This window comes from Peptostreptococcus faecalis, from assembly GCF_900240845.1.
Lineage (GTDB): Bacteria > Bacillota > Clostridia > Peptostreptococcales > Peptostreptococcaceae > Peptostreptococcus > Peptostreptococcus faecalis.
This window is the reverse complement of sequence record NZ_OERU01000008.1, coordinates 35,687-43,792: the sequence shown is the minus strand read 5'-3', so window position 1 is coordinate 43,792 and position 8,106 is coordinate 35,687. Positions and strand designations below refer to the sequence as shown.

4 protein-coding genes, 9 tRNA genes and 1 rRNA gene are annotated in these 8,106 nt (G+C 31.7%); 1 reads left to right on the top strand and 13 read right to left on the bottom strand.

What is annotated here, in order from left to right:
• Positions 1–143 precede the first annotated feature (143 nt).
• The 10 genes from C0982_RS08885 to rrf all read right to left on the bottom strand — a co-directional run bounded on the left by C0982_RS08885 (position 144) and on the right by rrf (position 1,100).
• Positions 144–220: transfer RNA gene (locus tag C0982_RS08885), tRNA-Ile, on the bottom strand.
• 18 nt (positions 221–238) lie between these two features.
• Positions 239–315 (bottom strand) — tRNA-Pro (locus C0982_RS08880).
• Between the two features lie 8 nt (positions 316–323).
• Positions 324–416: transfer RNA gene (locus C0982_RS08875), tRNA-Ser, on the bottom strand.
• A gap of 60 nt (positions 417–476) precedes the next feature.
• Positions 477–565, bottom strand: a tRNA-Ser gene (locus C0982_RS08870).
• Between the two features lie 4 nt (positions 566–569).
• Positions 570–642: transfer RNA gene (locus C0982_RS08865), tRNA-Lys, on the bottom strand.
• Between the two features lie 14 nt (positions 643–656).
• A tRNA-Thr gene (locus C0982_RS08860) sits at positions 657–731 on the bottom strand.
• A gap of 14 nt (positions 732–745) precedes the next feature.
• Positions 746–821, bottom strand: a tRNA-Val gene (locus tag C0982_RS08855).
• 4 nt (positions 822–825) lie between these two features.
• Positions 826–897: transfer RNA gene (locus C0982_RS08850), tRNA-Glu, on the bottom strand.
• Positions 898–908: 11 nt separating this feature from the next.
• Positions 909–980: transfer RNA gene (locus C0982_RS08845), tRNA-Asn, on the bottom strand.
• 3 nt (positions 981–983) lie between these two features.
• Positions 984–1,100 (bottom strand): 5S ribosomal RNA (rrf, locus tag C0982_RS08840).
• A gap of 1,151 nt (positions 1,101–2,251) precedes the next feature.
• Here rrf and C0982_RS08835 point away from each other — a divergent pair.
• The gene (locus C0982_RS08835) at positions 2,252–3,481 is read left to right on the top strand and encodes a dicarboxylate/amino acid:cation symporter (RefSeq protein ID WP_101773866.1); all 1,230 of its coding nucleotides are present in this window, start codon (positions 2,252–2,254) and stop codon (positions 3,479–3,481) included.
• Between the two features lie 202 nt (positions 3,482–3,683).
• Here C0982_RS08835 and C0982_RS08830 read toward each other — a convergent pair whose 3' ends face one another.
• The 3 genes from C0982_RS08830 to tkt all read right to left on the bottom strand — a co-directional run bounded on the left by C0982_RS08830 (position 3,684) and on the right by tkt (position 8,084).
• Complete coding sequence (locus C0982_RS08830; protein WP_101773865.1) at positions 3,684–4,394, bottom strand: LytR/AlgR family response regulator transcription factor; 711 nt, start codon at positions 4,392–4,394, stop codon at positions 3,684–3,686.
• Positions 4,395–4,534: 140 nt separating this feature from the next.
• Positions 4,535–5,932: a sensor histidine kinase gene (locus C0982_RS08825; RefSeq protein ID WP_101773864.1), complete on the bottom strand. Its 1,398-nt coding sequence runs from the start codon at positions 5,930–5,932 to the stop codon at positions 4,535–4,537.
• Between the two features lie 157 nt (positions 5,933–6,089).
• Entirely contained in the window at positions 6,090–8,084 is a 1,995-nt protein-coding gene (gene tkt / locus C0982_RS08820; RefSeq protein ID WP_101773863.1) for a transketolase, read from the bottom strand.
• Positions 8,085–8,106: the final 22 nt, after the last annotated feature.

The window sequence follows — 8,106 nt, the reverse complement described above, 5'->3', positions numbered from 1 at the left end:
GTATTATCTCGAAATATCTGGCTTGGTTTGTTGTTTGTGGTTTAAACCTTTATGGTTTAAACGATTAATCAATTGTTTATAAAAACAATATGAATTAACCTGCTGTTTAATTTTCAAAGTTCATTTTTAGGTTTTCCCTAAAATGGTGGACCATCAGGGATTCGAACCCCGGACCTACCGGTTATGAGCCGGGCGCTCTAACCAACTGAGCTAATGGTCCATATATAATTAAGTTAAATGGTCGAGGTGAAGGGACTCGAACCCCCGGCCCCATGGTCCCAAACCATGTGCGCTACCAAACTGCGCCACACCTCGTCTCCAAATGGCGGAGAAGGAGGGATTCGAACCCTCGCACCGGTTTAATCCAGCCTAATCCCTTAGCAGGGGATCCTCTTGAGCCTCTTGAGTACTTCTCCATATATTTAACTCGCATATAATATTCTTTTTTAATATTCCATTTTTTTAAAAAAAAATAATGGCGGAGAGGGTGGGATTCGAACCCACGGTGCCGTTAAGCATCACTGGTTTTCAAGACCAGCTCCTTAAACCACTCGGACACCTCTCCTTAATGATCTATCCGCGGCTCGAACGCGGGACACCTTGATTAAAAGTCAAGTGCTCTACCTACTGAGCTAATAGACCGTATTGAATTTTGATGGAGCTGGTGATAGGAATTGAACCTACAACCTGCTGATTACAAGTCAGCTGCTCTACCGTTGAGCCACACCAGCATATAATGTTTGTATGGTGGGAGTAACAGGGCTCGAACCTGTGACCCCCTGCTTGTAAGGCAGGTGCTCTCCCAGCTGAGCTATACTCCCATAATGACTCCTAGGGGAATCGAACCCCTGTTACCGCCGTGAAAGGGCGGTGTCTTAACCGCTTGACCAAGGAGCCAAGTCATTAAGCTCCAAGGGTGGGGCTCGAACCCACAGCCTACCGGTTAACAGCCGGTTGCTCCACCATTGAGCTACCTTGGAATAACGTGGCTACGTCCTATTCTCCCAGACAGCTTCCCATCAAGTACCTTCGGCGCTAAAGAGCTTAACTTCTGTGTTCGGAATGGGAACAGGTGTATCCTCTTTGCTATAATAACCACATTTTGTTTTTTGTTTTTCCCTGTTTCTCAAGGACAAGTATTATATTATCATAGTACCCCATAGTCGTCAACACTTTTTATAAAAAAAGTTTATTTTTTTATAAAAAACTTTTAAATAGCATAATTAGCAAATGGTTTTATCCATTTAAACACTAGTATTTTCAATGTTTGTATCATTTTAACTTTCATAGTGTTCTTTTGAAGATTTTATTAAAAAATTATATAAAAAACATATTAAAATCTCTTATTACTATTTTTTTCTCCTAAAAATATATTTTTTTCTTTTATATTTTTTTTATAATAAAACACAAACTCATTTTACACTATATGCTTTGATTTATCAATCTTTAGTTGATTTATTGTTATTTTTTCTTTCTATACTTATGTAGTATTTATGAGACGTATTTATCTGATGTATGAATTTTTTATATTTTTTCACCACGTGTATACAATAAATAGTAATAAAAGATCACATTTCTTTTTTTATACTTTTATTTTTATAATTTCCATGCAATTTTTTTACTATTACTATTCAACATTATTCCATATCACTGTATTAAATTATAATATTGTAGTAATTATTAAAATATCTTTATCTAAATAACACGCAAAATTTAAATTTAAGGTGTCTATATGTATGCACATATATACTACAATAAGTTTTACCTTTTTTATCTAAACGTCGAATAATTCAATTTTTATTTTTTTTAAATTATGTAATACTTCTTTTCCCCTTTTATTATTTCAGTTTTTAAGCTTTAAAAGTTAATTTAATAAAAATACATCCTTGATTATAATTCCATTCTTTAATTTTTAATATTTCTCTATTTTTTCCTGCTATTGCAATTACTTCGTTCATACTGTATTATAACTTGTGAAGTCGTTACTTTCTTTTAAAAACATTCTATAATTTGTAAATTTTTTAATTTAGTTTTATATAATGTCCATAAAAAGTATAAGTACATTGCGACCTAATATCTTTAATTCTATAGCGTTTTTATGTTAATTCCCAAATCGTTTTATTTATAAATACGATCATAAATACGATATTATATTTTTAAAATGGTACTTAAAATATTTATTGGAAATTTGCATAAAACACTATTAGATTATCAAATATTTTTTACTAAAACTTAATAAAAGGAGAATACTATGACTGAAACGAAAAAGAAATTCAAATTAGGACTTATTCCAAAATTGATTATCGCAATTATTCTAGGTATAATAGCAGGCTCTTATTTACCAACTGTTGTTGTTCAAGTGGCTGTTACTTTTTCTGCATTTTTCGGGAAATTTTTGAACTTCATTATTCCAATGATGATTCTTGCATTTGTATCTAAAGGTATATCTGATTTATCAGAAGGAGCTGGAAAATTACTACTGGTAACTGTTTTACTTGCTTATTGTTCTACATTAGTTGCTGGTTCACTTTCTTACTTTATGGCGGATTCTATTTTCCCAAGCTTTATAGATCCAGCTATGGCTACTGAAATTCAAGCAGCTACTTCTAGAAACTTAAAACCATTATTTGAAATTCCTCTTGAACCTATTATGGATGTAACTTCTGCGCTAGTTCTTGCATTCTTACTTGGACTTTGTGTATCAATGATAAAGCAAAAAGGTTCTGGAAAAGTATTCCACTCTATCATTGGTGAATTCAATGAAATAATAAATATTGTACTTACTAAATCTGTAATACCTTTATTACCATTCTTTATCTTTGGTAACTTTGCAAATATGGCTTATTCAGGTTCAGTTTTTGCGATACTACAAATTTTTGTCAAGATATTTGTGTGTATATTAATACTTCATTTACTTTATATTACTTTAATGTTTATAGTTTCTTGTACTTACACAAAGAGAAATCCTTTCAAGACATTAAAGAAAGCTATTCCAGGATATCTTACTGCTCTTGGTACTCAATCATCAGCAGCTACTATCCCAGTAAATGTTGATTGTAACAAAAAGATGGGTGTTACTGCTCAGATAAGAGAATTTGTTATACCTCTATCTGCAACTGTTCACCTTCCTGGTTCAATGATTACTTTGACAGCTTGTGTTTATACATTACTTCACATGTATCAAATGCCATATAGTTTCGGATTATTTATACAGTTTATAGCAATACTAGGTGTAGCTATGGTTGCAGCACCAGGTGCACCAGGTGGAGCGGTAATGAGTGCCCTTCCATTCTTACCAGTAGTTGGGATTGCAACTAACAGTCCTCTTGCATCTATCTTGATATCATTGTACTTAACTCAGGATAGTTTCGGAACTGCAGCAAATGTTGCTGGAGATAATGCAATATCTATAATGGTAGAAAAAGTCTATTACAAATATATCGTTAGAAAGCCAATACCGCTAGCTGACGAAGTAGAATAATATAAAATATCTATAAGTTGTACCATATTTAAATTATATAATCGATTTAAATGCTTTATAGAATATTATATAAATTTTAAAGTCAAAAAAGGAGTAGAATTAACATTCTACTCCTTTTTATTATCTTTATTTTTTATAAAACATTATTATAAATATCATAATTGCAAACAATATTTTAAGTTATACATAATTTATTAATCAACTAATCTTTTAACATATAATTTTTATACGCTACTTTTAAGCTCTGTTTCTTTCTCCTCGACACAGGTAACTTTTCTATGTTTAACATATATACTGATTCACCTTCTATATAGTCAATATATTTAAAATTCACTACCAACCCTCTATAAATTTCAAAGTATTTTTCATCAGATAAGTCAATTGGTAGTTCTGTCAAATATCTATATCCTGTTTTTATCTTTTTTTCACGAGTTGTAATTGTTATATAACCTGCAATTCTTTCAACATATACAATATCGTTTTCTCTTATATAAACTTCGTCTTCGTTCGTCTTTATCTCATATATGTTTATATGGTTTTTCAACTGTTTTACTAACCTTTTTATAATATCTGGAAAATCTTTTTCAAAAAAATCCTTCCTTACAAATCCAAACGTATCTAATTCAAACACTTCATATACTCTTTCACTCTTGTTTGTGACAAATATAAATAAAGCGTCCTTATAAATGTTTCTAATGTGCCTAGCAAGCTCGACTCCATCATCTCTACCTAGTTCTATGTCAAAAAAAAATATATTAAACTCTAAATTTTCAACAACTTTAACTAGTTCATCTGCACCATTGTAAATAGACACGCTATGCTCTATACCATAGTCAGAAAAGTATTGTTTTATCTCATTTTCAATTTTTTTAGCACTAGACATCTCATCTTCGCATATCGCTATATTAATCATGATTATTACCACCAATTTATTGCATATTATTTTACAGAAATATTCTGCCAATATCTTTAAACTTAAATATTGGCAGAACTTACATTATATTATATATTTTATCATTTTTATTCTTTTTATTAAAGATCCCTATTTACTTACTATACGCTAAAGTACATAGATACAGAATACTTATTATCCTTTTTTTCTATATCCATATCGCCATTATATTTTTTTAATATATTTTTGACTATATTATTGCCATAACCGCTACATATATTTTCTTTCTTAGAGTATGATTTTTCTTTAGTCTTTTTATCATTATAGCTATTTGATATGGTATATACTAAATTTTTACCCTTAGGGGATATGTCTATATCTATCCATCCATCCTCTTCATGCATACTTCCGTCAATTGCATTGTCTATAGTGTTAAATAGTATTGACCCTAAATCGTGTGGCTCCATCTTTATATCCTTTGGTATCGCTACTTTGATGTCATATTTTATTCCTAATTTCACCATGTCACTAGCTTTTTCGTTTAGAATAATATCAGCTATAGCATTACCAGATGCTACTTTTATTGGAAGATCATTTTTCATATCTTCTATTGGTTTTAAATACTCATTGACCTCTTCTATACCATTTTCTTTTAAAGATGCTATTACCATCATATGATTTTTAAAATCATGACAAAGCTTTGATATCTTTTCTTCATGCTCTATTGCCTTATCTAGGTATTTATCAGTATAATTTATAAATGACTCTGTAATCTTGTTTTCACAATCTTTTTTGTATAAATTGCTGATTTTTACATAGAAGTATAGATTAAGTATGCCTGAAATCAATACACCTATACCTAAAAGAGATTCTTTTTTATTTATAGCATGGAAAATTTCTGCAAACATAACAGATTGCTCTCTATCGTACGGAATATCATTTACTAACCCTATGACTGTCGCAAAAGTTAGATACAAGACTATATAAATAGCTATAAATATATACTGATCTCTCTTTGAAAATATGACTTCGTCTTTTTTGATTTTTTTAAGAAATAATTCAGTTATTAAAAACATTATTATACATGGTACTAAAGCTGTTAAAAAAATGAAAGACGCATCAAAAATAATTTCAGATGTTTCTGTTGAAAATCTAAGTTTTTGCAAATTTTGAAATAAAGGGCTAATTATAAATGTACTCTGAAAATTATAAACTAACGAATTAACAGTTGTAGATAAGAAAAAGAAAAGCGTTCCATACATTGCGGTATAATTCGTCTTGTATTTTCTTTTAATATAAACCAACACCAATATTAGGGATATATAACCAACTGGATTAAAGGCATAGGTTTCAACAAAAATCGCCAACTTGTAAATACCTGTACTGGCAATTAATTCTTCTATAAGTGTAGCTACAATAACTACACTAAAGTCCATCAGTACCTCTTTTTTACTAGCCTTTTTGCCTCGTATAAAAGATATCATTATTAGAAGAAAAACTACTCCTGTCATTTCAAAAGATACTCCTTTATTTATAAATGTTTCAAGAAATTGTATCAATTCTATCCCTCCTTATTTTTTATAACACTATGTTACCATAATTCTTTATATATTCTATTGATTTGTGATATTCGGCTTTAAAATGTGACAAATGGTTCAATAATATATCTGATAACAAAAAAAACCTGCTTATTTAAAAGCAGGGGATTTTTTATATCTATCTATTTATTAAATTCATTGCTTTTTCAACCACATTTTCAGTAGTGAATCCAAAGTGTTCAAATAATACTTTTGCAGGAGCTGATGCACCGAATGTAGTCATTCCAACTACATCTCCATCAATTCCTACATATTTATACCAAGGCATAGGATTAGCCGCTTCTACAGCAAGTCTAGCTCTTACTCCACTTGGTAATACAGATTCTTTGTACTGTGAATCCTGACTTTCAAATATTTCCATACAAGGAACTGATACTACTCTTACAGATTTTCCTGTAGTTTCAATTTCTTTTTGAGCTGCTACTGCAAGTTCAACTTCAGATCCAGATGCAAGAATTATTAAATCTATGTTGTCCTTATCCTTAGCTTCTGAAATTACATATGCACCCTTGAACGCATCTTTAGAAGAACCTTCAATTTGTGGTAAATTCTGTCTTGTAAGCACTATAGCTGTAGGCTTAGCTTCTGACTTCATTGCACTTGCCCAAGCTACAGCAGTTTCTGTATAATCTGCTGGTCTAAATACGTTTAGATTTGGTATTGATCTAAGCATTGCAAGTTGTTCTACTGGTTCATGTGTAGGTCCATCTTCTCCAACTCCTATGCTATCATGAGTCAATACGTATGCTACTGGAAGACCCATTAGAGCAGCTAGACGAATCATTGGCTTCATGAAATCACTGAATACAAAGAAAGTTGCACAGAAAGATTTTAATCCGCCGTGTAGGTATATACCATTAGTAATAGCAGTCATTGCCATTTCTCTAACACCAAAGTGAATGTTTCTTCCTGATCTATCTGTAGCAGAGAAGAATCCTTCATCCTTCATCTCTGTCTTATTTGATGGTGCCAAGTCAGCAGAACCACCAACCATATTAGGATATAGGTCTTTTAATATATTTATTATATTTCCTGATACAGCTCTAGTAGCCATTGCTTTGTCTTCATAATTCCAATATTCATCAGAATTCATTATCTTATCAATATCTATATCAGAGAAAAATTCATCCCATTCTTTTCTAGCTTCAGGGAATTCCTTAGAATATCTTTCGAACATTGCATTCCATTCTTCTTCTTTTTTAGAACCTTCGTTTGCGATTGATTCATAGTTTGCATATACATCTGCTGGAACTTCAAATGCTTCTTGAGATTCCCAACCTAAGAATTCTCTCATTTCTTTTACATTATCTACTCCTAGAGGTTCACCATGAGCTGATGCCTTACCAACTTTCGCAGGTGATCCATATCCAATTAGAGTCTTACATATAATTAGAGAAGGCTTATTCTTTTCTGCTTTTGCATTTTCTATAGCCTTACCGATAGTTTCTAGGTCATTTCCATCTTCAACTGTTTGAACTTGGAATCCAAATGCATCAAATCTTTTTGCTACATCTTCCGTAAATGCAAAGTCAGTATCCCCTTCTATTGTTATGTTGTTTGAATCATATAATACAATTAGCTTGTCTAATTTCAATGTACCAGCAAGAGATAACGCTTCATAAGAGATCCCTTCCATTAAACATCCGTCACCAGTCATTGCATATGTGTAATGATCAACAACAGGATATCCCTCTTTATTAAACTTAGCTGCTAAGTGAGCTTCAGCCATAGCCATACCAACTGCAGTAGATACTCCTGCTCCTAATGGGCCTGTAGTCGATTCTACTCCTACTGTGTGTCCATATTCTGGATGACCTGGTGTTAAATGACCAAACTGTCTAAAGTTTTTTAGCTCATCTATTGTCATTCCTTCATAGTTAAATAAATGAAGTAGTGAATAAAGTAATGCTGAACCATGTCCCGCAGATAAAACAAATCTATCTCTATTTTCCCAGTTAGGATTTTTAGGATTGTGATTCATGTGTTTTGCCCATAATTCATAAGCTGCTGGAGCTGCTCCAAGTGGTAAACCTGGGTGACCTGAATTAGCCTTTTGAATTTGATCAGCAGATAATATTCTAAGTGCATCTACTGACTTTTGATTGATGTTCATATAAAAGTTCCTCCAAAATAAA